At 70.5% G+C, this 23,371-nt stretch carries 21 protein-coding genes and 1 tRNA gene; 14 read left to right on the top strand and 8 right to left on the bottom strand.

What is annotated here, in order from left to right:
* The first annotated feature begins 65 nt into the window (after nt 1–65).
* From ACVHNB_RS32920 to ACVHNB_RS32950, 7 genes are all read left to right on the top strand, one after another.
* A complete protein-coding gene (locus ACVHNB_RS32920) occupies nt 66–2,456 on the top strand; it encodes a phage tail tape measure protein (protein WP_456226554.1) in 2,391 nt (796 codons plus the stop codon).
* Nucleotide 2,457: 1 nt separating this feature from the next.
* The gene (locus ACVHNB_RS32925) at nt 2,458–5,769 is read left to right on the top strand and encodes a hypothetical protein (RefSeq protein ID WP_456226555.1); all 3,312 of its coding nucleotides are present in this window, start codon (nt 2,458–2,460) and stop codon (nt 5,767–5,769) included.
* Nucleotides 5,770–5,809: 40 nt separating this feature from the next.
* Complete coding sequence (locus tag ACVHNB_RS32930; RefSeq protein WP_456226556.1) at nt 5,810–7,426, top strand: right-handed parallel beta-helix repeat-containing protein; 1,617 nt, start codon at nt 5,810–5,812, stop codon at nt 7,424–7,426.
* A 65-nt stretch (nt 7,427–7,491) separates the two neighbouring features.
* On the top strand, nt 7,492–8,310 hold the full coding sequence (locus tag ACVHNB_RS32935) for an N-acetylmuramoyl-L-alanine amidase (RefSeq protein WP_456226557.1): 819 nt from the start codon (nt 7,492–7,494) through the stop codon (nt 8,308–8,310).
* 9 nt (nt 8,311–8,319) lie between these two features.
* Nucleotides 8,320–8,547 carry a holin gene (locus ACVHNB_RS32940; RefSeq protein ID WP_456226558.1) on the top strand — a complete coding sequence of 76 codons (228 nt, stop codon included), beginning with the start codon at nt 8,320–8,322 and terminating at the stop codon, nt 8,545–8,547.
* Complete coding sequence (locus ACVHNB_RS32945; protein ID WP_456226559.1) at nt 8,511–8,984, top strand: hypothetical protein; 474 nt, start codon at nt 8,511–8,513, stop codon at nt 8,982–8,984. Before ACVHNB_RS32940 ends, ACVHNB_RS32945 begins: the two co-directional genes overlap by 37 nt.
* Complete coding sequence (locus tag ACVHNB_RS32950) at nt 8,971–9,357, top strand: hypothetical protein (protein ID WP_456226560.1); 387 nt, start codon at nt 8,971–8,973, stop codon at nt 9,355–9,357. Before ACVHNB_RS32945 ends, ACVHNB_RS32950 begins: the two co-directional genes overlap by 14 nt.
* A 43-nt stretch (nt 9,358–9,400) precedes the next feature.
* Here ACVHNB_RS32950 and ACVHNB_RS32955 read toward each other — a convergent pair whose 3' ends face one another.
* The 3 genes from ACVHNB_RS32955 to ACVHNB_RS32965 are packed head-to-tail and all read right to left on the bottom strand — an operon-like array spanning nt 9,401 to nt 11,054.
* On the bottom strand, nt 9,401–10,267 hold the full coding sequence (locus ACVHNB_RS32955) for a helix-turn-helix domain-containing protein (RefSeq protein ID WP_456226561.1): 867 nt from the start codon (nt 10,265–10,267) through the stop codon (nt 9,401–9,403).
* A gap of 24 nt (nt 10,268–10,291) precedes the next feature.
* Complete coding sequence (locus tag ACVHNB_RS32960) at nt 10,292–10,822, bottom strand: DUF6879 family protein (RefSeq protein WP_456226562.1); 531 nt, start codon at nt 10,820–10,822, stop codon at nt 10,292–10,294.
* Entirely contained in the window at nt 10,791–11,054 is a 264-nt protein-coding gene (locus ACVHNB_RS32965; RefSeq protein ID WP_456226563.1) for a hypothetical protein, read from the bottom strand. The genes ACVHNB_RS32960 and ACVHNB_RS32965 overlap by 32 nt, the downstream gene beginning before the upstream one ends.
* 198 nt (nt 11,055–11,252) lie before the next feature.
* On the opposite strand from ACVHNB_RS32965, the gene ACVHNB_RS32970 reads away from it, so the two are divergent.
* On the top strand, nt 11,253–11,600 hold the full coding sequence (locus ACVHNB_RS32970; RefSeq protein ID WP_456226564.1) for a DUF6415 family natural product biosynthesis protein: 348 nt from the start codon (nt 11,253–11,255) through the stop codon (nt 11,598–11,600).
* A 1,298-nt stretch (nt 11,601–12,898) separates the two neighbouring features.
* Here ACVHNB_RS32970 and ACVHNB_RS32975 read toward each other — a convergent pair.
* Nucleotides 12,899–12,970 (bottom strand) — tRNA-Val (locus ACVHNB_RS32975).
* A 218-nt stretch (nt 12,971–13,188) separates the two neighbouring features.
* Between ACVHNB_RS32975 and ACVHNB_RS32980 the strand changes: the two genes are divergently transcribed.
* The 5 genes from ACVHNB_RS32980 (at nt 13,189) to ACVHNB_RS33000 (ending at nt 17,048) form a co-directional block, all read left to right on the top strand.
* On the top strand, nt 13,189–13,977 hold the full coding sequence (locus ACVHNB_RS32980; protein WP_428954929.1) for a DUF4097 family beta strand repeat-containing protein: 789 nt from the start codon (nt 13,189–13,191) through the stop codon (nt 13,975–13,977).
* A 75-nt stretch (nt 13,978–14,052) separates the two neighbouring features.
* On the top strand, nt 14,053–15,450 hold the full coding sequence (locus tag ACVHNB_RS32985) for a hypothetical protein (protein ID WP_456226565.1): 1,398 nt from the start codon (nt 14,053–14,055) through the stop codon (nt 15,448–15,450).
* A gap of 87 nt (nt 15,451–15,537) precedes the next feature.
* On the top strand, nt 15,538–16,083 hold the full coding sequence (locus ACVHNB_RS32990; protein ID WP_428954927.1) for a DUF4383 domain-containing protein: 546 nt from the start codon (nt 15,538–15,540) through the stop codon (nt 16,081–16,083).
* A 32-nt stretch (nt 16,084–16,115) separates the two neighbouring features.
* Nucleotides 16,116–16,817 (top strand): FadR/GntR family transcriptional regulator, encoded by a 702-nt coding sequence (locus tag ACVHNB_RS32995; RefSeq protein WP_428954926.1) that lies wholly within the window; start codon nt 16,116–16,118, stop codon nt 16,815–16,817.
* Between the two features lie 9 nt (nt 16,818–16,826).
* Nucleotides 16,827–17,048: an FmdB family zinc ribbon protein gene (locus ACVHNB_RS33000; RefSeq protein WP_428954925.1), complete on the top strand. Its 222-nt coding sequence runs from the start codon at nt 16,827–16,829 to the stop codon at nt 17,046–17,048.
* A gap of 58 nt (nt 17,049–17,106) precedes the next feature.
* Here ACVHNB_RS33000 and ACVHNB_RS33005 read toward each other — a convergent pair whose 3' ends face one another.
* From ACVHNB_RS33005 to ACVHNB_RS33015, 3 genes are all read right to left on the bottom strand, one after another.
* Nucleotides 17,107–17,838 carry an HAD family hydrolase gene (locus ACVHNB_RS33005; RefSeq protein WP_456228980.1) on the bottom strand — a complete coding sequence of 244 codons (732 nt, stop codon included), beginning with the start codon at nt 17,836–17,838 and terminating at the stop codon, nt 17,107–17,109.
* Nucleotides 17,839–17,915: 77 nt separating this feature from the next.
* Complete coding sequence (locus tag ACVHNB_RS33010; protein ID WP_456226566.1) at nt 17,916–20,342, bottom strand: phosphoribosyltransferase; 2,427 nt, start codon at nt 20,340–20,342, stop codon at nt 17,916–17,918.
* A gap of 44 nt (nt 20,343–20,386) precedes the next feature.
* Nucleotides 20,387–21,550: an HpcH/HpaI aldolase/citrate lyase family protein gene (locus tag ACVHNB_RS33015; protein ID WP_428954923.1), complete on the bottom strand. Its 1,164-nt coding sequence runs from the start codon at nt 21,548–21,550 to the stop codon at nt 20,387–20,389.
* 198 nt (nt 21,551–21,748) lie between these two features.
* Between ACVHNB_RS33015 and ACVHNB_RS33020 the strand changes: the two genes are divergently transcribed.
* On the top strand, nt 21,749–22,525 hold the full coding sequence (locus tag ACVHNB_RS33020; RefSeq protein WP_456226567.1) for a TerD family protein: 777 nt from the start codon (nt 21,749–21,751) through the stop codon (nt 22,523–22,525).
* 19 nt (nt 22,526–22,544) lie between these two features.
* On the opposite strand, the gene ACVHNB_RS33025 is transcribed toward ACVHNB_RS33020, so the two are convergent.
* The gene (locus tag ACVHNB_RS33025; protein WP_428954921.1) at nt 22,545–23,291 is read right to left on the bottom strand and encodes a TerD family protein; all 747 of its coding nucleotides are present in this window, start codon (nt 23,289–23,291) and stop codon (nt 22,545–22,547) included.
* Nucleotides 23,292–23,371 lie beyond the last annotated feature (80 nt).

Here is a 23,371-nt window from a genome sequence, read left to right on the forward strand (position 1 = left end):
GGACTCCCGCATCGCCCGGCATTTCGCACCTCCTGACCCCCAGCAACCCCAAAGGAGGTAGCAGCGTGGCGCTCACCGTCGGCGAACTCACCGGCCTCATCACCCTCGACGCGTCCGGAGTCACCGACGGACTGCGCACCGCAGAGAGCCAGATGCGGCGCGCGGGCACCCAGATGGGATCGGATGCCGAGCGGGCCGGGCAGCAGGCCGGGCAGCAGCTCGGCGACGGCGTGGTCCGCGGCGCCGACGGCAGGCTCCGGGATCTGCGGGGCCGGTTCGTCGCCGCAGGCCGCGACGCGGGCGACGGCCTCGGCGACGGCCTGAACGACACCAGCGGCCCCGGTGCCGACAACGCCGTGGGCGGCATCGCCGAGAAGCTCGGGAAGCTGAAGATGGCTGCGGCCGGCATCGGCGCAGCGGCGGGCGCGCTCCTGATGACCGCGATGAACGACGCGATGGAACAGGGGAAGATCACCGGCCGTCTGGGGGCCCAGTTGGGGCTCACTGCGCAGGAGGCGCAGCGCTACGGGCACATCGCCGGGCAGATGTACGCGGACGCGGTGACCGAAGATTTCCAGGGCGCGGCCGATGCGATTTCGGCGGTAATGCGTGCTGGGATCGCCCCGCCGGAGGCGACGAACGCACAGATCGAGTCGATCGCGACCAAGGTCACCGACCTCGCCAGCAGTTTTGAGCTGGACTTGGGCCAGACTGCGAATGCAGTCGGGCAGATGATCAAGACGGGTTTGGTCGACAACGGCGCCGAGGCCGTCGACATCATGGCCGCGGCGCTCCCGAAGCTGGGGCAGCGCGCCGATGACGTCGCGGACACGTTCAACGAGTACTCGACGATCTTCCGGCAGATGGGCCTCGACGGCGCCGACGCTATGGGCCTTCTCTCGCAGGGCATGCAGGCCGGTGCGCGCGACACCGACGTGGTCGCCGACGCATTGAAGGAGTTTGTCCTCATCACCCAGGGCGGCGGCGACAAGGTCGACGAGGCGTTCCGGAAGATCGGCCTCTCCGGCAAGGAGATGCAAGCGGCTTTCGTGAAGGGCGGGCCCGAGGCTCGGGCCGCGCTGGACAAGGTGTTCGAGGGCCTGTCCAAGATGAAGGACGGCACCGACAAGAACAATGTCGCGCTCACCTTGTTCGGCACCAAGAGCGAGGACACGCAGAAGGCGTTGATGGCGCTCGATCCGTCCTCGGCCGCGGAGTCGCTCGGCAAGGTCGGCGGCGCCGCGGACAAGATGGGCGACGCGCTCCGCGACAACGCGGCGACGAAGGTGGAGCAGTTCAAGCGCGGCATGCAGCAGGGAGTCGTGGACTTCCTCGGCACGAAGGTCATCCCCGCGATCACGGGCCTGAAAGGACTGGTGGGCGGGGCGTTCGGCTCGATGTGGGACGAGGCCGGGGCATCCGGCGCGGCCGGGCTCGACAGGGTGTTCGCGTTCTTCGGGCTCCTCGGCCCGAAGCTGATCGAGAAGATCAAGACGCTTGCGCCGCAGGCCATTTCGGGGCTGATGGGGCTGGGCGAGAGCATCGGCGCTTGGATGATGGCGAACCCCGACAAGATGTTCAAGATCTCCTTGATCGCCGCCGCGATCATCGTCGGGCTCATCGCGCTACCGCTCCTGATCGCCGGGGCGCTGGTCGCCGCAGTCGGCATGATCCTCGTCAACCTCGGCAGGGGCTTCGTCGAGGGCATCCCCGCACAGTTGGGAAAGCTGGGCTCTGCCATCGGCGGATGGTTCGGCGGCCTGTGGTCCCGCTACATCGCCGGACCCGTCGGCGGCGCCTTCAGTTCCTTCATCTCCTACGTGGCCGGACTCCCCGGGCGCGCAGTCGCGGCACTCGCCTCGCTCGGGGTACTCCTCGCTTCGGTCGCTTCGGTCGCCTTCCAGCGGTTCAAGACCGGGGCGGTCACCAAGGCCGTCGACTTCATGGCGTGGGTGCGGGGACTGCCCAGCCGAATCTCCGGAGCCCTCGGCTCACTTGGCGGACTCCTTGTCAGCAAGGGCGCCGACCTTGTGCGCGGCCTGGTCCGCGGCGTGCAGTCCATGGGCGGCTACCTCCGCAGCCAGCTCATGTCGTTCGCGAAGGGGATGATTCCCGGGCCGATCGCCAAGGCGTTGGGCATCCACTCGCCCTCCCGCGTGATGGCCGACCAGATCGGCCGGTGGATCCCTGCCGGTATCGCGCAGGGCGTCGAGGCGCACTCCGGAGTCCTCGACGACACCATGTCGAACCTCGTGAACACGCCGACCCCGTCCGCAGCGATGGCCTCGGCTGTCGGCGGGGCGGCGGCCGGCGTATCTGGCGGGTCCTCGTCGCAGACCTCCACGCAGCGCGTGGAGCTCGGCGGAGAGCTCGGCCAGGCGATCGTGTCGGCGCTCCGTAAGAAGGTCCAGACAGACGGCCGCGGCAACGTGCAGCTGTACCTCGGGAGGGGATGACATGGCTTTTCCGGAGGATCCGCTGGGCCTGCGTGTCGAGATCAAGGCGGGCGTGTGGACGGACATCACGGCGAGCGTCTACACCCGCGATCCGATCCGCCATACGCGTGGGATCCGGTCCAACGGCGCGACGGCGGACCCGGCTTCGGTGCCGATCACGATCAACAACCGTGACGGGAAGTTCAGCCCGCGCAACCCGATGTCCCCGTACTACGGGCTCATCGGCCGCAACACCCCCGTGAGGCTGTGGCTGCCGGGCGGGGAGCACTTCCTCGACCTCGACGGCGACCCCGCCAACATCGCCTCGACACCGGACGCGGCGGCGCTCGACATCACCGGGGACCTGGACCTGCGCATCGAGCTGGAAGCCAACTGGTACCAGCCGACGCCCCAGACCCTCATCGGCAAGTGGGCACCTGGCCAGGCCAGTTACTACATGCGCATCCAGGACGGCCTCCTCAGCCTCATCTACTCGACAGACGGCGGCCCGGGGTTCTTCGTCCGCCAGCGTTTGCCTGCGCTGCCGCGGCGCGCCGCGCTGAGGGCAACGCTCGACGTGGACAACGGGGCCGGCGGGTTCACTGCGTCCCTGTACTGGGCTCCGTCCATGGCGGGCCCGTGGACGCTGCTGAACAGGCCGTACAGCGCCAGCGGTGTGCTGTCCCTGTTCTCCGGCAGTGCGCCGTTGACTATCGCTCCGCTCGACGTGACTGCGACGGCGACGCGGCCCCCGGTGGTGGGCCGGGTGTACAAGGCCGAGGTCAGGTCGGGGATCAACGGAACGGTCGTCGCCAGCCCCGATTTCACGCAACAGCCGCTCGGCACAGCCTCGTTCACCGACTCGGCGGGGCGCACGTGGTCGCACTCGGGCACCGCAGCCGTGGCCGACCGCCGGGAGCTGTTCGTCGGGGAAATCGCGTCGTGGCCACAGAAGTGGGTGGCCTCGCACGCCGACGTGTGGACGTCCGTGGAAGCCGCGGGCATCCTGCGCCGGTACGGGCAGGGCGCCAAGGCCCTCGACAGCACACTGCGGCGCCGGATCCCCTCCGGCTCCCCGATCGCGTACTGGCCCATGGAAGAGGACCGCTACGCGACCCGCGCGTACTCGCCGATCAAGGGTGTCAACCCGGCCGCGCTCACCAACGTGGAGTGGGCCAGCCTCGACACGCTGCCCTCATCCAAGCCACTCCCCAAGATCAACGCGGGGGCGCAGCTGTCGGCAATCGTGCCTGCCGCGGCGGCCGGCCAGTGGCAGGTCGAACTCGTCTACAACGCCGACGACAAGGCCCCTCTCCCCACCAACCCGCCCGTCGAACTGATCGGCATCTCGTCCACCGGAACTGTGCGCCGCTGGACCGTTGCCATGCGCGCAGGCGCCGTGCAGATCCGCGGTGTCAACGCGGGCGGCACGGAGGTCGTCGGTGTCCTTGTTGCGGTCGAGGCTGACGTTTTCCACGGCTGGGTGCGCCTGCGCCTGTGGGCCCGCGACACCGGCACCGGCTCGGTGCAGTGGCGTCTCGACTTCCAGGACGTCGGCGGCGACGCCGGCGGTACCGGGGGCACCATCTCGGGCACGGCGGGCAGGGTCACAGCGGTCACGGGCACGTGGACTGAGGCAATGACCGGGTGGGGCATCGGTCACCTCGCTGTCCTGCCTACCGCACAGAACTCGCTCTACACCGGGTCGGATGACGGGTACGCCGGCGAGACGGCGTGGGCGCGGATGATGCGCCTGGCTGGCGAGGAGTCGATTCCTGTATCCCGGATCGCCGGACCGCTGGAGCCTCAGCTTGTGGGCCCGCAGCGCCCGGAGACGCTCCTGGCTCTGCTCCAGGAGGCCGCGGACGCCGACGGCGGCATGCTGGTGGAATCCCGTGACCGGCTCGGTCTGCTGTACCGGGACCGGTCGAGCCTGTACACGCAGGAGCCTGCGCTCGTCCTCGACTACGCGGCCGGGCAGATCGCAGCCGGGTCGCTGGAGCCGGTCGACGACGACTCGGCGACCCGCAACGACGTGACCGTCACCCGCTTCGGCGGCTCGTCGGCGCGCGCGGTGCTGGAGACGGGGCCGCTGTCGATTCAGGAGCCGCCGGACGGTATCGGCGTCTATGACGAGTCGGTCACCCTCAACCTGAACGACGATCTCCAACCGCAATTCATCGCGCCGTGGCGGCTCCATCTGGGCACCTATGACGGCGCCCGGTACCCGTCGGTGTCCGTGCGTCTACACCGGCATCCGGAGCTCATCGACGACGTGATCGCACTCCGCGAGGGCGACATCCTCCGCATCGTGAATCTGCCGTCGTGGGTGGCGTACGGGCCGGTCGATCTCCTCATCACGGGCATGTCCGAGACGTACCTCCCACGCACATGGGAGATCACCCTCACCTGCGATCCCGGAGGCCCGTGGATGACGGCACAAGCAGACCACCCGGTGTACGCCAAGGCGAACACGGACGGAACTGTACTGACGCTGGCCGCTTCACCGTCGGACACGGTCCTCGCGGTCCGCGTGACGGCCGGCCCTCCGTGGACGACCGATCCGGCCGAGATGCCGATCCCCATCGAGCTCGGCGGCGAGGAGGCGACGGTCACCTCAATCGCCTCGCTCACCGACAACTTCGCCCGGACGGTGGCCTCGGGGTGGGGCACGGCTCCGGGCGGCGACGTGTGGGCCACGGCCGGCGGATCCGCGTCGGACCGGTCGGTCGACGGAGCGCGCGGCGTCGTCACGGTGCCGTCGAGCCCTACGACGCTGCGGGCTCAGACCATGCCTGGGGCCCTGGCGGACGCCGAGGTGCGGACCCGCATGTCCGTCGACCAGATGGCGACGGGCGCGAGTCTCGTCTCGGTGATCCTCCTGCGCTACGCGTCCGTGGCCGACTGCTACCGGGCGCGGCTTCACTTCAGCCCGAACGGAGAGCTGTACGTCAGCGTCGCGCGCGGCGCAACGGCCCTCAGCGCCACCGTGAAACTGGGCTACGCGTACACAGCCGGGGCGACGTTCGAGGTGCGGGCGCAGGTCGAGGGGCAGATCGTGCGGCTCCGTGTGTGGCCTACGGGCAGTGCTGAGCCGGCCGCGTGGGTCATCGAGCAGGAGGTCACGGCAAGTCCAATCGTCGAGGGTGCGGTGGGGCTGGCTGCGAGCGCCTTCTCCGGCAACACCAATACGGCTCCGGCCTTGCGCTTCGACGACTTTGAGGTGGTCGGCGTGCAGCGCATGACGGTCGTGCGCAGCGTCAACGGCGTCATCAAATCTCACGCGGCGGGCACGCCTGTTGGCCTTGCCCGGCCCGCGATCGCATCCCTGTAGAGGAGGACCTTTGTCGACCCCTGTGGACTGGCGTGCAGGCATGGACATCACCGCTGGGCGACTCCAGGCGATGGTGCCAGCGCGCACTTTCAGCGTCCTGAACTACGGCACCGACAGCAGCGGAACCGTGGGCGCCTCTCCGGGCATTCAGGCCGCGCTCAACGATGCCCGTGATGTCGGCGGCGCGGTGGTGCAGGTTCCTCCGGGCGTCTATCTGATCGACCAGACGCTGAGGATCTACGGCAACACGCGGCTGTCGCTGATGCAGGGCGCGGAGTTCCGGCGCACCGTGCCGGGGACGATGCTCATCAACGGCGACGGCGGGCAAAGCGCCCCGGGGTACACGGGGCACTCTCGGATCACGATCGAGGGTGGCCTGTGGAACATGCAGGGGAACGTGAGCGGCCTCACGGGGTCGGCAATGTGCATCAGCATCGGGCACGCCTCGGACATCGTGATCCGCGACTTGGAGATCCGGGATGTGCCGGGGTACCACGGCATCGAACTCAACTCGACGTCCCACGGCACGATCACCGGGTGCCGGTTCCGCGGCTACATCGACCCGGGCGGCCGAGATTTCTCCGAGGCCGTGCAGATCGACCTCGCCAAGTCGGCAGGAGTTTTCGGCGGGTTCGGCCCGTACGATCACACGCCGTGCGTCGACATCCTGATCAGCGGCAACCACTTCGGGGATTCGGACACGTCCGGAACGACCGCGTGGCCGCGCGGCGTGGGCTCGCACTCGGCGACGATCGGCCGCTGGCACCGCAGGATCCGTGTCGCGGACAACAGCTTTGAGAACCTCCTTCAGTACGCGGTCAGCGCGTACAACTGGGAGGACGCGACGATCACGGGCAATGCTTTCGTCGGCTGCGGCTCGGGGGTGCGTCTGCGGGCGGTAATCCTGGCGGACGCGGAGGACACGAAGGACGTCAACGGGAACCCCACGGGCGCCTCACAGGTGATGAGGAACCTGAGCGTCGTTGGCAATGTCTTCCGGCAGGGTGGCGGCTACGACGAGCCGATCATCGCGCTCGGGGAGACGTCCGGGCAGATCCTCAACCTGACCGTCGGCTCCAACAGCATCGACGGGTCGTCGTCGAGCCAGAACGGCATCCGCATGCAGCAGGTTTCCCGGGCGGCGATCAGCGGCAACGTGGTCGCCAACATCAACGGGACCGGGATCTCTACCGAGGACTGCGGCAACCTCGTCATCAGCGGGAACCAGTTGTGGACGATCGCCGGGCATGGGATGACGTTCGTCAACGTCGATCACTCCAGCGCAGTCGGCAACCAGATCAGGGAGCCCGGTAACAACGGGATCTTGATCCAGGGCGGAAGCAACATTCACTTGCGGGACAACTACATCAAGTCGCCTGGCAGGAGCGCGAACGCGCAGTACTACGGGGTTCGCCTGTCGACGTCCGCCTCGTCCATCTCGATCAGCGGCACCAAGGTCCGCCCCAACGGCTCCGGCAATGAGGCCAAGTACGGGCTGAGCATCAGCGGGACGTGCTCGCTGATTCAGCGGTACGGCAACGACTGGCGCGGCGCGGAGTGGAAGGGCGGCGATTCCCCGAATACGGGGACGGGCATCGGCGTGAACGTCGAGAGCGGCGCGACGGAGAACACGACCGCGACGGACCTGTCCACCTGACCCACCCCGCTTCACCTATACGCCCCGAGCCAGTTGGCCGGGGCCTTTCTCATGTCTGGAGTCCCATGGCTACACCCCTCACCCCGGACACGTTCCTCGCCATCCTGAGAGCGGAGGGCGTCAAGACCAGCGAGTACCCCGGGTGGCGCACCCGTGGGCGCGACGCCGCCACCGGCAAGACGTTCGGCCCGGTCCACATGGTCCTGAACCACCACACTGCCGGGGCCAACAGCCGCGACATCGTGGCGAAGAACGGAGTTCCTGGACTGCCGGGCCCGCTCGCGCACATCCACCTCGCCAAGACGGGCGTGGCGACGATGTGCAGCGCACACCGCGCGAACCACGCCGGCCTCATGGCACAGAACGCGTACTCCTCGTTCCTGAACGAGAAGGCGACGCACCCCGCCCCGTCCAAGGCCTCCGGCACGGTCGACGGCAACGACCTCAGCTACGGCATCGAGACGGAGAACCTCGGCAACGGGAAGGACGTCTACCCGCGCGAGCAGTACGACGCGTGGGTGCGGATCAACGCGGCGATCTGCCGGCACTACGGCTGGTCGGCAGAGTCGTGCGGCGGGCATCTGGAGACGTCGGTCGAGGTCAAGGTCGACCCGCGAGGCCCGGTCGAGGGCTACGGCAACCGCAGCAAGTTCACCTTCTCCATGGGGCAGTTCCGCAAGGACGTCGCCGAACGCCTGAAGAACAAGGCGTCGTGGTCCCCGGGCGCCGACGTCACGTACACCGTCAAGCGCGGGGACACCCTCTGGTCGATCGCCGTGCACGAGCTGGGTGATGGCGCCCGCTACGCCGAGATCAAGGCCCTGAACTCGCTGAAGTCGGACGCGCTCAGCGTCGGCCAGAAGCTCACCCTCCCCAAGAAGTGAGGTAGTCCCATGGCTTCGTCCTCTGCTCCGATCGAGAAGAAGGTCACGGCGGGGTCCGCGGTCGCGTACCTGGCCAGTCTCGCCGGGCTCGCGATCCTCGGCGCCGTCACCGACGACCCGTCGCTGATCTCCGGCATGCCCGATGCGCTGGAGCCGTTCGTGCTCGCCCTCGTCCCGGCCGCCGCGTCGTGGGTCGCCGGGTGGGCCGCGCCGCATACGCCGCGCTCGGACGCCTGATGCGGCCCGCGCTGGCCCGGCTGTGGGCGCGGCTGGGCTGGCGCGGCCTGGCCCTGGCCACGTCAGGAGTCGCGTGGATCAGCTACGGCGCGTCCATCGCAGTACAACCCCGCTACGGCACCGTCCGCGGCATCAGCGTCCTCCTCGACCTGATGTGCATGGCCGCCTGGGGCTGGCTGTGGATCGGCGCCGGACTGCTGTCCATCGTCTTCTCCGTCGCGCGCGCAGGCCGCGACCTCCCAGGGCTCGCCGCGGCGATGGGCCCGCCTCTGCTGTGGGCCCTGGCCTACGCGCTCGGCGGCCTCTCCGGCACGTCGCAGACGGCATGGGGAGCGGTCGCACCGTGGGCATCCCACGCGTTCCTCATCGCGATCGTGGCATACCTGACCCGCCCCCGACTGATCGTCCCGAGGATGGTGCCGCGTGGAGCCGAGTAGCTGGCTGGGCCTGCTGGCGGTCGTGGTCTCGACGCTCGGCACGGTGGCCGGCACATGGCTCGGTAGGACGCGTACGACGGTGCAGGAGATTCCCACGGACGGCATGGCTGCGGCGCCGCCGCAGGCGGAGGGGACGTGGACGGTCAGCCCGGAGATGTACAGGTGGTTCCAGGATCAGATGTCCGGGCTTCACCAGCGGACGCGCGCGCTTGAGGAGGATGCGCGCGAGTCACGCTCAAGGGCGGATCGCACGGAGCGGCTTCTTGGTCTGGCCCTCGATCACATCAGTCATCAGGACGAGCGGCTTCGTGCGGCTGGGATGCCGCTGGTGCCGATGGACCCTGAGCTGGTGGCGGCTCGCGATTCCCGTTGAACGGTATGGCCCCCATCGCCTTCGGGCGGTGGGGGCCGTTTCGTCATGCCTCGACGCGGTCGAGTGCTCCGATGGCGCGGGTGATGAGGGCGCGCGCGTCGGCTCCGTATACGGCCATGCTCCGCAGCTGGCCGAACGCCCGGAGATACTCATCGATCTCGGACTGTTGCCGGATACGCACCCGCGCGGTGACGAGCTCGACGGACACAAGCCGGTCGTCGTACACGTGGAACGTCTCTCGCGGCCACTGGCACCGTTCGACGGTCGCTGACGGGATGATGCCGAGCGAGACACTGGGCAGCGCCCCGACGGTGAGGAGGTGGCCGAGCTGTGCAGCCATCGCATCCGTGTCGCCGAGCTGGTAGTACAGGGCGGATTCCTCGATGACGAACAGGAACCGACGGCGCTGCTCGTGCAGGATCTTTGACCGCTCGATGCGGGCCTGCGCTGCCTGCGGACTGTCGTCGACTTCGAGGCCCCGCATCTCGGCAGAGATACGCAAGATGCCGCCCGCGTAGCCGACCGTCTGGAGCAGGCCCGGGACGAGGGTGGCCGAGTAGACGCGGAACAGGTGGGACTCGGTGAACAGGCGGCCGGTGACCTCCTGCAACTCCTTGAGTCCGTTGCGGACGTGCTGTCGCCACTCGGTGTACATCGACTCGGCGGTGAGCGACTTCGTGACGAGGCCCTCAGCCTGGTCGACTGCGCCGGTCGCTGCGCACCACAGGCGAATGTCGCGGGTCGATGGCGCCGTGACGGCGTTCTCGATACGGGACGTTTTCCCGCCGCTCCAGCCGCAGCGTCTTCCGTGCTCGGCGACCGTCTGCCCCGCCGTCCGGCGCAGATCACGCAACTGTGCGGCGACGGCCTCACGGGCGGCCTGCGCGGACGACGACGGCGACTGTGGCATGTGGTCCTGCTCGTACTCAGAGGGTCAACGAATCTCGTACTGCTCGTGGGGGATCGCTCGTTCCCACACCGACTCGAACGCGTCGGAGCAGAGTTTCGCGGCGGCCGGGTCGGTGCTGATCTCCCCGCCACCGGAGGCCCCGTCACCGCTGAAGTGGTTCCACCGGACGAGTCGCCTGTCGATGAGCCAGAAGTCGTTGCCGGGCAGGGCAAGGCCTGACGCGCGGCGACGCGGCAGCCACCGCACCTGTTCGCCCGCGGCGACGTTCGTGAAGGTCCCTGAGTGCTCGTAGCGGATGTACTCGCTCACCGGCTCGGACACGATGCGGGCCCGCCGCACGACGACGCCCCGGCCCACCGTCTCTTGGATCAGGTCGAGCCACGGCCGCCACCACGATGCACGGTCGGCGGGATCATGGCGGAAACCCTTCTTCCACTCGGCGAACGGCCCCGCCTCGTAGTCGACGGCATAACTGTCACGCATCTCCAGATGGACGGCGGACTCGACGGCGCTACCGAGGAGGTCAGGAAACGTCGGGACGCTGCTCGACTGCATTGCACGCCTCCTTCAGCATCGCGGCCATACGCGCCGGGACTCGTACCACCTGTTCGTGTTCGGGGATGCCGACCGCGTGCCCCGGTACCTTGAACGCCGCGGCGGCGGCCGCAACGTCGGGTGTGGGTTTCCATCCCTGAATGACGATCTCTGCTCTCTCCTCGTCCACCCACACCGTGGGGCTCTCTCCGTCTCCGGTGTTGGGGTCGATTCCGATGAACCGTAGCGACATCGTGGCCTCCCGCAATCGGTGTTGCAGTTCGTTGCACCACCGTCCGGCCCTTCAGGAATGTGGTCAAGACCGCGGTCACGCCAACACCCCACGTGAGGGGTAATTCCTGCAACGATCCGCAACAAGCTGGAGGGCACGCGTGCAGGGCTCCTAGCGTCATGAGCACACGGACGCCGCCCTACCCCCGCGGAGAGTGCCATGACCACTATCCAGGACCCCCCACCGCAGACCGAAGCGAGCAGACTGCGCAGGCTGCTCGACGACGCAGGGTCAGCCCCGCGCAAGCGGCCCTCTCCAGAACAGCGCAGCAAGCTCGACATCGCTCTGCGCGCCGAGATACGCCGGTTGATGCCTCTCGTGCAGACGCAAGCCGATCGCCTCAACAGGGGGAATCGGGCCTGGTATTCGCGCGATCGGGCGCTCGCCGACGCGGCCGAGGAGTTGAAACAGGGGCTCAGCCCCAGCTCGCTCGCCGGATCGCTGCGGCTGGCTGCGCTCGGCCGGATGGTCCGCACGCTCGATCAGTTCGCCGGCGGCGAGTCGTAATGGCGTTCGTCCCGATCCCAGGGATCTGCTTCATCCGGAAGCCTGGAACGAATATCCGGTGCACGCTGCCGCCGCACAGCTCCAAGCGCGACCACGTGAACGTCTACCAGGGCGTCACTAACAGCGCCGGCATCCGCCCCGGCGCGACCTGGCCGGCTAGTCCCGGCGAGACACAGGCGGGGTAGAGAGCGCTCGGCCTGGACCTCGCCGGCGGAGAGAACCGCACCACCCGAGAGGTACACCGATGACAGCAAGACGGCGACAGTGCGCTCGCTGCCGCAAGCCGATCACGGCGACGCAGGGGACAGCTCGGCTTCCGATCGATACCGGGTCGGGGGTTGGTCTGTCCGCCGAGGTGCACGAGGAGTGCGCGAGCGCGTCGCAGCAGCCGCGGACATCGCCGACTCGTCGGCATCTCTGATCCCCTGGCACGCTCCTTCCCCCGGGTCGGTGCCAGGTGGGGCGGCGGTATGACGGTCTCGGAATGCCGCCGCCCCCTTTTGTCTCCCTCGCTGGCGCGTCCCAGTCGGACGCCAGTTGGGGGGTAGCGGGCCTGCGTGTTGTCGCGGCCTGTGCCCGGTTCGGCGACTGGAGGGTTTCCGGGCCGGAAGAGGGCGGCCCGGAGTGGAGTCCCGGGTCGCCCTGCCAGGCTCCCGCGGCTTTGTGATTGGGCTGCGGGCGGGCGGCGGCACGACGGCTATCGGGGCCGCCGCCCATCAGTACTACTGGCTGCACGCGGCTCGATCACTGTTCGGCCACACGTGCAAGGCCTGTGCGAATACGACGCACGTTCGAGTGAATCCCTGTGGGCTGTCGGGCGCCCGGGGCAACGGTCGGACACCGTGCATATGACAACCGCTTTCCACGGACTGCCCTCAGCGCTGCGAGTGAGGGCTCAATGGCGCCTCTCCGGGACGTACGCCCGTCCGCCCGGGGAGGCGCCTTTGCGTGTGTGCTGGGGGTGATGTTCGCCCCATGGGTGGCGTTCACACGGGGTGTGCGTCACCGTCTATCGCAACGGCCCCCGCCGATTATTGCGGCGGGGGCCGTGGCCTGTGGGGCGGGCCTCCCCGCCCGGATCCCACAGGAGGTAGACGAGCGCCCGTCTGGCGCGCACGGGGAGAAGCGCCAGCCCTCGTCATCAGTGACTCTACGGATCGCCCGGGGCTGATCAATCCCTCGTTTCGGTGACAGGAGGGGGAGATCCTGTGGTGTTGTGGACTCTATGCGGACTTCGATCACGACGAAGGCCCCCCAGTGATCACACTGGAGGGCCCCTGACCTGCTATCTCACGCGGTGGGCGCGGACGGTTTCGAACCGCCGACATCCTGCTTGTAAGGCAGGCGCTCTACCCCTGAGCTACGCACCCGACATCCCGGGCTTTCGCGACCAGGACGAGCCGACAGCGTACCTTGCCGACGCCTGTGCACCGCAAACCCCTTACGGCCGGGGCCGCGGCGGGGGTTAACCCCACCTGCGATCCGGTGGCCGTCCGCATCCCGCGCACCACCTGCGCCGCCGTACGTTCACGGGGTGCCGGCCGCCGGTCCGGCACCGCAACACCAGCCGCCGCAGGGGGAATCGACCATGACCGTCCGCCATTTCCGCACCGCCCGCAGTGTCCGTGCGCTGGCCGCCGTGGCCGTCACGGCCGCGGTCGCGGCGACCGCCACGGCGTGCGGCGCCGACGCCTCCGACGACGACCACCCCGACCACCGCTCGTTCGCCCTGCACGGCAGGACGCTCACGGTCGACTCGGACGACTCGCGCCTCGAACTCGTCCCGGGCGACGGCGACCGGGTGGAGGTCACCCGCTGGTTCCAGGGCTCCACCGTGGTCGGCGCGGACCCGGAGGTGACCTGGAAGTGGCAGGCCGACGAGGACCGGCTGACCCTGCGGCTGCGCTGCAGCGGCTTCATCGCCGACTGCTCCGCGCGGCACCGCGTCGAGGTGCCGCGCGAGGTCGCCGTCGTGGTCCGGGGCGGCGACGGCAGCGTCCGCGCGAGCGGCTTCCGCAAGGGCCTCGACATCTCCACGCGCGACGGCTCCGTGCACGTCGAGAACGTCTCCGGGCCGCTGCGCCTGCGCAGCGAGGACGGCTCGCTGCACGCCTCCGCAGTGGACGCCCGCCAGGTCTCCGCCCGCTCCCAGGACGGCTCCGTGCACCTCGCCCTGCGCACGGTCCCCGACCGCGTCGAGGCGCGCAGCGAGGACGGCTCTTTGACCCTCGCGGTCCCCGGCAGCGCGACGTACCGGGTGACCACCCGTACCGACGACGGCGGCGTCGACGTCTCCGTCCCCCGCGACGCCCACAGCCCGCACCGGATCTCGGCCCGCTCCCAGGACGGAAAAGTCACACTGCGAACCGCGAACTAACCGGCCCGTGTGTTCGTCCTTAACCGGTGGGAGAATGGACACCGGTCAGGGCTGATGACGGCACGGGAGTGGTTGGTGACGGCGACGAACGAGCGCCCCGCAGGAGCGCGGCACAGTGCGCGCCCGGCACAAGCGAGCCCCTCCCGCCGCAGCGGCCCCCTCCGCGACTTCCTCACCCTCACCCTGCTCCCCGTGCCCCTGCTCGCGGCGACCGTCACGACGGCGTTCGCCGGCGGCGGCACGCGGAAGTGGTTCGGCGGCCGTGCCGAGTCCCAGCGCGCCGAGGCGCAGGCGGCCAAGGACGCGGCGGCCGCGGCGTTCTACGAACTGGACACGGCCCAGCGGGATCTGCGCATCTCGATAGAGACGATCACGGCGGTCGACGACTCCCCCGCGGCCCGCCGCGCCGTCACCGACTTCCAGCAGCTCGGCACCCGCATCGACGAGGTCAGCGGGCAGTACATCACCGCGGTCGACGCCCACGACCTCGACCGCGACGACCTGGAGGCGAGCGTCGCGTCCCGCGCCCGGGCCGAACTGACGCAGGCCAAGGACCAGTTGACCCGGACCAAGCAGGATCTGGACCGGTTCGCACAGGGTCTCGGTCCGCTGCTCGGCAAGGCCGAGACGCAGCTGGCCCGCCTCGCCCCGTCCGTGGAGCGCGCCCGGCAGGCCCTGCTCGCCGCCACGACCGCCCTCGACGCCGTCCGGCGGTCGGACCTGAAGGCCGACGACCTCGCGGCCCGGCTCGCCGCCCTCGGCCCCGAGCTGACCAAGCTGAACCAGGGCGCGGGGCAGCACGGCGTACCGGAGACGCTGGAGCGCGCGGAGCGGGTCGCGCGGGACGCCGAGTCCGTGCGGGCCGAGGCCGAGCGGCTCCCGGAGCGGGCCGCCGAGATCGACCGGCGCCTGGTCTCCCTGCGCACCCGGGCCCAGGCCCTGACGACCCGCGCGGGCCAGGTCGAGCCGGTCCTGAGCGAGCTGCGGCGCCGGTTCTCCGCCGCGTGCTGGCAGGACCTGCAGCGCGTACCGGACCTGGCCGCGGAGAACGTGCGGCAGGCCGAGACCAAGCTCGCCGAGGCCCGCGCCGCGCGCGACGCCCAGAGCTGGCCCGACGCCACCTCGCTGCTGTCCACGGTCCGCGCCCTGCTGAACACGACGGACGAGTCGGTCTCCGCCGCCTCCGACCGGCTGCAGCGGCTGAACGCGGTGTCGAAGGACCCGCAGCAGGAGATCGACCGCACCCGGTTCGCGATCCGTGACGCGCAGCGACTCGCGATGGCGGGCCGCAGCACCCCCGACCCGCGCCACGCCCGCCCCCTCGACGACTCCGTGGCCCGCCTCGACCGCGCCGTCGAGAGTCTGGAGGGCCGCCACCCCGACTACTGGCACTTCCTCACGGAGACGGAGGCCGTGCGGCGGACGGTGGCCCGGGTCGTGACACAGATCCGCGAGGAGCGCGGCGGCGCCTGACCCTGTTGGCACTCCCCCGGCGACGGGCGGATCCTTGGACTACGTACGGGTCCTCGACGTACGTACGTACAAGGAGGCGAGGCGATCATGGCCACGCAGGTGCTCCGCCCGGGATCCCGACGACACGTCACGCTCGACGAGCATCTGCCCGTCGACCACCGGCTCAGCCGGGTGTACCGCACCGGTGCGGGCCTGATGGGGCTGGTGCTGCTGGCCTTCGGGGTCCTCGGGCTCATCGACAGGATCGGCTTCTTCGACACGCGCGGGGACACGGTCGCGGGCCTGAACACGAACGGCGCGCTGAGCATCCTGTCCCTCTGCGCCGGTCTGCTGCTGTTCGCCGGAATGGTGATCGGCGGCAACATCGCGTCGACGCTCAACATGACGCTCGGCATCCTCTTCATCCTCAGCGGGTTCGTGAACCTCGCCCTGCTCGACACCCGCTACAACTTCCTGGCCTTCCGCATCCAGAACGTCCTGTTCAGCTTTGTCGTCGGGCTGCTGCTGATGGTCTTCGGAATGTACGGGCGGGTCAGCGGCACGCTGCCGCACGACAACCCGTACTGGCGGGCCCGGCACCCCGGCGCGGACCCGACTCCTGCCCTCAACCAGGCTGGTTCCAGAGCGAATTGATATTGCGAGGGACCCGTGCGAGCCTGCTGCGCATGACCAGCTCGCCGCCGATGCCGCAGGCCGGCCACGAGGCGCCCCGCCGGGCGGTCGAGCGGCTGGCGCGCGGCATCACCGACGGCACGTACGGCGTCGGCTTCACGCTCCGGCCCTCGCTCCTGGCCGACGAACTGGGCCTGGCCGAGGCGGTGCTCGGCGAGGCGGTGCGGGTGCTCGCGGGCAAGAGCCTCGTGGACGCCGCGCACCGGGTGCGTCCGCAGGCCGACTGGAACGTGCTCGACACCGACGTCCTGCGCTGGACCCTGACGCCCGGAGCGCCCTGGCCCGACGGCTTCTCCCCCGATCTGCACGAGCTGCGCCGGGCGGTCGAGCCGTCGGCCGCCGCGCTCGCCGCGCAGTTCCGCTCGTCGGCCGACCTGATCGCGCTGGACGAGGCGCTGACCGCGATGGCCGCGGCGGAGCGGTCCCCGCAGGGCGACCCGGCGCTCGCCGTGCTCGCCGACGTCGCGTTCCACACGGCGCTGCTCACGGCCTCCGGCAACCGGTTCTTCGCGCAGCTGCCCCGCGTGCTCGTGCCGGCCCTGGCCGCGCGGGGCGAGCGGGTGCGCATGGGCCCGCACCGCCCTCCACTGTCGTCCCACACCGAAGTCGCGGCGCGGGTGCGCGAGATGGACGCCGACGGTGCCTACACGGCGATGCTGGAGCTCCTGGACGTGTCGCTGCGCGACGACCCGTAATCTTGGCCCATGCCTCGCTACGAATACCGCTGCCGCACCTGCGGCGACACGTTCGAACTCAGCCGCCCGATGTCCGAGTCCGCCTCGCCCGCGGCCTGCCCGGCCGGCCACCCGGACACGGTGAAGCTCCTGTCGACGGTGGCGGTGACGGGCTCCGGCGCGAGCTCCCCGGCCCCCGCGCCGTCGTCGGGCGGCGGAGGCGGCTGCTGCGGTGGCGGCTGCTGCGGCTAGCCCCGGCAGCCACCGCCCGGGGCGGGCGGGCGTCGGCGCCCGCCCGGCACGGGCGGTGTCACACCTCCCCGAGGAACCCCCGCAGCACGGCCTCCCCCGCCAGCACTCCGCGCTCCGGGAGCACGGTCACGCCCGGCGCGGTCCAGCCCACGTCCGCCAGTTCGCCGTGCCCGGGACGCCAGCCGCGGTCCACGGCCCGCAGCAGATCCGCGTCCAGCAGTGAGTCGCCGGCCCCAAGGACCTGCCCGGCCCCGGCCCGCCGCGCCACTTCCTGGACCGCCGCGCCCTTGGTCAGCGGCTTGGGGACGGCGTACACCTTCCGGCCCTGGAGCGAGACGCCCCAGCCGACGCCCTCCGCCCACGCGCCGAGCTCCTTGACCCACCCCGGCGGCAGCAGGGCCCGGTCCACCACGAGATACGCGAACAGGTCCTCGGCGACCCGCTCCTTCAGCAGCCACGCCGGATCCGCGGCCGCGACCATCCGCTCCCGCACCTGCGCCAGCGGCGCGCACTCGGCCCGCAGCCGCTCGGTCACCGCGGCGCTCCACTCCGGGTCGGACACCCCGTCGACCAGCAGATGCCCGCCGTTCGCGCAGATCGCGTACCGCGGCGCCGGGCCGGGCAGGCGCACCCGCCCGTACTGCTCGCGCGTCCGCGTCGTCGTCGGGACGAACACCGCCCGGCGGGCCAGCTCCGCCAGCAGCTCCGCCGCGTCCTCGGTGACGTACGACAGGGGTCTGCCCTCGTACACCTCGACGCAGAGCAGTCGCGGCGCCAGCGCGTCGGGCATGGTCAGCCCGAGCGCACCGGACGAGTAGATGAGCGTACGGTCGAGGTCGCTCGCGACGACGGTCACGGAATCGGAACTCACTTCGCCGTCACCGCCCTGCCGTCCACTCCGGTGGCTCCGCGGGTGAACCGCGGATGGATCAGCCCGACGCAGCTGTACGGGAGTTCGTCCACCACTTCGACGGGAACCCCGCGCTGCTCCGCGAGCAGGCGGACATGGTCCAGGTCGGCCCCGGCGTCGGCCCGCGCCAGGATCTTCCACGGCACGCGCCGCAGCAGTACCCGGGTCGTCTCGCCGACCCCCGGCTTCACGAGGTTCACGTCGTGGATGCCGTACTCCTCACTGATCCGCTCGACGGCTGCCCAGCCCTCCCAGGTGGGCGAGCGGTCGGCCCCCAGCAGCTCCTTGACCTCGGCGTCGACCGCGTCGCGCACGCCCTCGAAGCGCTCCTCCATCACGTCGAGGAACTGCCGCGACACATCCGCTCCGGCCAGCTCGCGGTAGAACTTCGCCCCGTGGAAGTCGTCCGGGCCGACCAGGTCGGCGCGGAGCACGGTGCGCGAGATCAGTCCGGACACCGTCGAGTTCAGGCAGGCGGAGGGTATGAGGAAGTCCTCGCGCGTCCCGTACGTCCGCACGCACGACCCGGGGTCGGCGAGCACGGCGATCTCCGGGTCGAAGCCCTCGAACTCGGCCAGCGCCGCGGCCAGTTCGCGGGTGATGGCGCCCTTGCCCGTCCACCCGTCGACGAAGACGACGTCGGCCGGGTCGTGGTGCGCGGCGAGCCAGCGCAGCGCGTTCGCGTCGATGCCGCGGCCCCGCACGATGGAGACCGCGTAGTGCGGCAGCTCGATGCCGTGCCGGCGCAGGGCCCAGCGCCGCATCAGCACCCCGACCGGCGTCCCGGCCCGCGCGAGGGACACCAGGACGGGCCGCGGCGAGCGCTCCGCGAGCACCGTCTCCGTCACGACGCCCACGGCCCGCGCGATCCGGTCGGCCGACGCCTCGAGCGCCGCGTGGAACAACTCCTGGTACTGCGCGCTCGGTTGGTACTCGACCGGCAGCGACTCGGCGTAGTGCGCGCCGCCGCTCTGGATGGCCTCCTCGCGCTCCTCGGTCGGCGCCTCCAGCGTCACGTCCGAGAGGTCCTGCAGCAGCCAGCCCACCTCGTCGGGCGCGTACGAGGAGAACGCGGGGCCGCGCAGCGGCTCGGGCAGCGACATGGAGGGCCTTTCCTGAGGAACGTACGACGGGACCACGACCACCACCACGCGCGCCGCGTGTCCGGCGACCCGGTCCAACAGCCCGCCGGGCGCGTCGAGTTCGGCACGGTCGCCGACGGAGTCGAGGACGACGACGACCGTGTCGAAGCCGCCGCCCGCCACGTTGTACGCGTACCGCTCGCCGGGTCCGTCGGCCGGTGCGTCGTGCGCGGGGAAGACGAGGCGGGTACGGATCGCGTAGCCCGGGTCGTCGACGGCGAGGACGGGCGAGCGGGTGGTCGTGGAGTAGGCGATGTCGGCGCCCGTCGCCTCGAGGGCGGTGGCGAGGCGCAGCGGCGCGTACATCAACTCCTCGTTGCCGAGGACGAGTACGCGGCCCGTGAGGTGCGGGGCGATCCGCTCGGCCAGGCCGGGCAGCGCCGCTTCGAGGCGGGCGCGGTGCCCGGCGGTGAATCCGTGCCGCCCGCCGTCCGGTACGCCGGCCGGCCAGCCGGGGTCGCCGAGCCGCACGATCTCGCCGCGCTCGCGCCGGGGCTCGGGGACGGCGGCCGTCTCGTGGGCGGCGACGAGCGCCTGCCCCTTCTCCAGGACCCCGTCGGGAAGCCGCACCGAGCCGCGCGCCCTGACCACCAGGTCGACGCGGGCGCCGATCTCCTGGGCGAACGCGTCGAGGCGGCCCTGGTCGCCGGGCGAGCGCATGTCGACGAGCGCGACGATGACGTAGTGGTCGCGCCCGTGCAGGTCGTGCAGCGCGCGGATGGTGTTCAGGACCGTGTTCCCCGTGGAGAACTCGTCGTCGACCAGGACCAGCGGTCCGTCCCCGGCGAGCAGCGCCGGGTCCTCGGGCAGCAGCAGGTGCGAGGTGGCGTGCGAGTGGGACTCCTCGAAGCCGCCCGCACGGGCCACGCCCTGGACGGGGCGGCGCGTGGAGTGCAGGTACGGGGCGAGCGCGAGGCCGTCGGCGACCGAGTGGCCGAGGCCGGTCGCGGTCTCGGCGTAGCCCAGGACGACGGCCCGCGCCGCCGCCTCGTCGCCGAGCAACTCCCTGACGCGTACGCCGAGTTCGAAGCCCGAGCGCCAGATCACGGTCGGACTCTGCGGCACGTGCTTGCCCAGCACGTTCGACACGAGCAGATGCGCGCGCTTGGGGTTGCGCCGCAGGGCGAGCCCGAGGAGTCCGGTGAGCTCCCGGTCGCCGGCCAGCTCGACCCCGAGCCGCTCGGCGACCCATGTACCCGACCACACCACGTTGCTGTTCTCGTCTCTCGTCGCTTCGGTCATGCGGCCGCCCGTGCGGGCTTCGGCATCGGTCGTACGGGCTCGGGTCATGCGGGCAGTCCGGCGGTCAGCAGCTCCACGAAGCCGACGTCCTCGCGCGCCACCCCGAACGCCTCCGCGCGCTGCAGGGTCCGCTCGGCCCAGGCGCGGTGCGGCTTCACCTCGTTCATCTTGTTCGTGTACGCGGACCTGAGGACCCCGCCGCCGCCCCGCTCGGGCCGCAGGATGTCCCGGGCGTCGCTGTACTCCTCGTGGCTGACGACGGACAGCGCGTGCACGGGCAGCACGTGGGAGGGGTGGATGCAGGTCTTGCCGAGCAGGCCGTTGGCCCGGTCCAGCTCGATCTCGCGCAGCAGACCGTCCATGTCGTGCTCGATGAGCGCCTCGCGCAGCGGCTCGGCGCCCTCCTCCAGGAAGGGGCTGCGGCGCAGCTGCGGCTTGAACATCCGCTGCTGGTGGCGGAAGTACTCCCAGACCGGTCCGGTCACCGTGAAGCCGGTGCCGTCGGCCCGGCCCAGCAGATTGACCACGTCGGCGATGACCGAGGCCACGATCTGCACGTCGTACGCCGTCATGTCCGGCGGCCTGCGCAGACCGTACGCCGAGCAGAAGTCGGTGACGCCGAGCCGCAGCGCCAGGACGCGGTCCCGGTACTTGTCGACGGTGCGGGAGATCCCGGCGAGGGTCTCGGTGCGCGTCTCCAGGTGCAGCAGCTCGGGGGATTCCAGGACCGGCATGGCGAAAAGCCGCCGCCCGGAGACCGCCTCGGCCGCGGTGAGCGCCTCCAGGAACGGAACGCCCCGCTCCTCCGTGAACTTCGGCAGTACGAATCCGGACAGCAGCGCGACGGCCGGTCCGAGGCGGCGTACGAGATCGGTGATCTGCTCGGGCGCCCGGACCCGGACGAAGAGCAGCGGCACCTCGGCCCCGCCGGCGGCGAGGTCGGCGAACTGGCGCACGAGGTTGTCCTCGGCGCCGCTCACCTCGGAGTCGTCGATCGAATCCTCCAGGCAGAGCACCATGGACACGACACCGCGCCCGGTCTGCTTGACCACGTCCTCGGCGAGGTGCGGCCGGGTCGCGGGACTGTAGAGCGTGGCTCCCAGCGCCGCCGCGAGCATGCGGGGCGCGGAGTCCGTGGTGAAGACCTGCGGCTCCTGATGAAACAGGCGCTCTCGCACCTCAGGGGCGATGTGCCCGAAATGACGCATAAGTTTCCCCCGCACTGCCAGGCCACCGGACGTGATGTGGCCGGTAATAGTACGTACAAAGCTGTGTCAAGAGTTCCCGGGTGCAATGAAATTCTGGTAACCCATGGATGTCGGACGATCCGTTCCGGCCCGCGATCCCCCCGGTGATCACGGCACCCCGCGTTGTCCCGGCCCCCGGCGGGAAGGCAGGATGACCGCATGACGCACGCGATGCTCAAGGGGGCGAACTTCCCGCTCGAGGCCACGGCGGTGCGCGCCGTGCTCCGCTGGACCCCGGGGCAGGGCGTCCCGGCGGTGGACGCCTCGGCGCTGCTGCTCGGGGCGGACGGCAAGGTCCGCTCCGACGAGGACTTCGTCTTCTACAACCAGCCCAGGCACCCCTCGGGGAAGGTCTGGCGGCTCGGCCAGAAGCGGGTGCCCGAGGGCATGACGGACACCCTCCAGGCGGATCTGGCGGGCATCCCGCAGGAGATCACCCGGATCCTCTTCACGGCCTCCGCCGACGAGGTCGCGTTCGAGCACGTGCAGGCGCTGCGCATGTTCGTCCACGACGCCGGCGCCGACGGCGCCGACGGCGCCGAGCCGCTCGCGTACTTCGACATCAAGCCGGAGACCGGCGCCGAGACGGCGATGATCTGCGGCGAGCTGTACCGGCGCGGCGACGGCTGGCGGCTGCGCGCGGTCGGCGAGGGCTACTCGAACGGTCTGGTCGGCCTCGCCACGGACTTCGGCATCTCGGTCGACGACTCGGCCTCGGCGGAGCCCGCCACGGCACCGGTCGCCCCCGCTCCGGCCCCGTCGTTCCCGCTGCCGCCCCAGCAGCCGCCGATGTACGGCTACCCGCCGCAGCCCGCGCCGCAGCCCGCGCCGCCGTCCCAGCCCGCGTACGGGTACCCGCAGCCGGTGGCGGCGCCGGCCTACCCCGACCCGGCCTTCAGGCTCCCGCCGCAGGGCCCGCAGTTCATCGGGCGCTGAGCGCCACGGGGGCGGGCGGTCACCGCCCGCCCGTCTTGGACTTGTAGCCCCGGCCCCACTGCAGCCCCCAGCCGTACAGCCGGTCGAGCTCCGCCTGGAAGCCGTAGACGAACTTCACCTCGCGCCGCACCACCAGGTCGCCCTTGACGTTCTCGATGGAGATGACGGCGCAGGAGCGGGCCTGCGGTGCCCGCTCGTCCAGGCTGATCTCGATCCGCGGCCCGTTGCTCGGGTACAGCGTCACGATCGCGTGCGTACGGTCGAACGCCGGCGTCTGGTCGTAGATGTAGACGAAGACGAGCAGTCTCTTGATGGCGTCGCGGTGATCAAGATTGACGTAGATCGTCTCACCGGACGCCGAGCCGAACCGGTCGTCGCCGCTCGACTTCACATACGGCGGCGCGTTGAGATCGCCGTAGAAGCCACCGAGCGGCTGGACGACCCCCTTCTCGCCGTCCATCAGCTCGTACAGGCAGCCGAGGTCCAGGTCGACGTTGACCATGGACTGGGTGTGCGCCTGCACGACGTCCGGCTTGAACATCCTGAACGGGTGCCGCATCAGGCTGTTCTTCTCGAACCCGCCGATGTCCGAGGTCCGCATCCGCCAGGACAGGTTGATCCGCAGGTTGCCGGTGGCCGCGCCCTGTTTGGAGAGCGAGACGACCGGATGCCGCTTGGTGAGTTCGATGGCGTTGGTCGCCGCGCTGCCCGAATCGAACTCGAACTGCGCGGAGCGTCCGCGCCAGAGTTTGTCCCAGAAGGACATTCCGCCCCCAAGTGCCGTACCCGTACTGCCCGTTCCTGCCCGTTCATGCCGACGGGGCGGCCGCGGGAGGACTTGTCCTC

It is taken from the genome of Streptomyces sp. YJ-C3, from assembly GCF_053891275.1.

What these genes read in the sequence shown, in the direction of transcription:
- ACVHNB_RS32925 (WP_456226555.1), top strand. Translation starts at nt 2,458, where the DNA reads ATGGCTTTTCCGGAGGATCCGCTGGGCCTGCGTGTCGAGATCAAGGCG.
- ACVHNB_RS32930 (WP_456226556.1), top strand. Translation starts at nt 5,810, where the DNA reads ATGGACATCACCGCTGGGCGACTCCAGGCGATGGTGCCAGCGCGCACT.
- ACVHNB_RS32935 (WP_456226557.1), top strand. Translation starts at nt 7,492, where the DNA reads ATGGCTACACCCCTCACCCCGGACACGTTCCTCGCCATCCTGAGAGCG.
- ACVHNB_RS32940 (WP_456226558.1), top strand. Translation starts at nt 8,320, where the DNA reads ATGGCTTCGTCCTCTGCTCCGATCGAGAAGAAGGTCACGGCGGGGTCC.
- ACVHNB_RS32955 (WP_456226561.1), bottom strand. Translation starts at nt 10,267, where the DNA reads ATGCCACAGTCGCCGTCGTCGTCCGCGCAGGCCGCCCGTGAGGCCGTC.
- ACVHNB_RS32960 (WP_456226562.1), bottom strand. Translation starts at nt 10,822, where the DNA reads ATGCAGTCGAGCAGCGTCCCGACGTTTCCTGACCTCCTCGGTAGCGCC.
- ACVHNB_RS32965 (WP_456226563.1), bottom strand. Translation starts at nt 11,054, where the DNA reads ATGTCGCTACGGTTCATCGGAATCGACCCCAACACCGGAGACGGAGAG.
- ACVHNB_RS32970 (WP_456226564.1), top strand. Translation starts at nt 11,253, where the DNA reads ATGACCACTATCCAGGACCCCCCACCGCAGACCGAAGCGAGCAGACTG.
- ACVHNB_RS32980 (WP_428954929.1), top strand. Translation starts at nt 13,189, where the DNA reads ATGACCGTCCGCCATTTCCGCACCGCCCGCAGTGTCCGTGCGCTGGCC.
- ACVHNB_RS32990 (WP_428954927.1), top strand. Translation starts at nt 15,538, where the DNA reads ATGGCCACGCAGGTGCTCCGCCCGGGATCCCGACGACACGTCACGCTC.
- ACVHNB_RS32995 (WP_428954926.1), top strand. Translation starts at nt 16,116, where the DNA reads ATGACCAGCTCGCCGCCGATGCCGCAGGCCGGCCACGAGGCGCCCCGC.
- ACVHNB_RS33000 (WP_428954925.1), top strand. Translation starts at nt 16,827, where the DNA reads ATGCCTCGCTACGAATACCGCTGCCGCACCTGCGGCGACACGTTCGAA.
- ACVHNB_RS33005 (WP_456228980.1), bottom strand. Translation starts at nt 17,838, where the DNA reads ATGCCCGACGCGCTGGCGCCGCGACTGCTCTGCGTCGAGGTGTACGAG.
- ACVHNB_RS33010 (WP_456226566.1), bottom strand. Translation starts at nt 20,342, where the DNA reads ATGACCGAAGCGACGAGAGACGAGAACAGCAACGTGGTGTGGTCGGGT.
- ACVHNB_RS33015 (WP_428954923.1), bottom strand. Translation starts at nt 21,550, where the DNA reads ATGCGTCATTTCGGGCACATCGCCCCTGAGGTGCGAGAGCGCCTGTTT.
- ACVHNB_RS33020 (WP_456226567.1), top strand. Translation starts at nt 21,749, where the DNA reads ATGACGCACGCGATGCTCAAGGGGGCGAACTTCCCGCTCGAGGCCACG.
- ACVHNB_RS33025 (WP_428954921.1), bottom strand. Translation starts at nt 23,291, where the DNA reads ATGTCCTTCTGGGACAAACTCTGGCGCGGACGCTCCGCGCAGTTCGAG.